The sequence below is a fragment of the Maritalea porphyrae genome (genome assembly GCF_027213965.1).
In the GTDB taxonomy this organism is placed as follows: domain Bacteria; phylum Pseudomonadota; class Alphaproteobacteria; order Rhizobiales; family Devosiaceae; genus Maritalea; species Maritalea porphyrae_A.
Map to the genome: position 1 here is coordinate 1 of NZ_JAPWGX010000052.1, position 262 is coordinate 262.

Annotated in this window: 1 protein-coding gene; it reads right to left on the reverse strand. The window is 42.7% G+C overall.

Annotated features, from left to right (window positions below):
- Positions 1-155: 155 nt before the first annotated feature.
- A partial coding sequence (locus O4H47_RS18225; protein ID WP_419719647.1) for a hypothetical protein occupies positions 156-262 on the reverse strand: 107 nt, incomplete at its 5' end.

A 262-nucleotide genomic window follows, 5' to 3' on the forward strand; every position in this document is an offset into this window, starting at 1 on the left:
GACTTGTACTCAGGTGAAGTAGCTACAGTAATTTTTGTTGCTTTCGGCATGAGACGATGATTCGCTATTATTGGATAATCTGAAAACGAAAGTTAACAATTAAGAATAGAAAAACGGAGACCACAGTCTCCGTTTTTATTTGCTGTAACGATGTGTTATGCCAGCTCAGCACGGAGCTTCTTCGCCGCTGAAACCAGATTTGCCAATGCGGCTTCTGTCTCCTTCCAGTTTCGTGTTTTCAGACCACAATCTGGGTTTACCC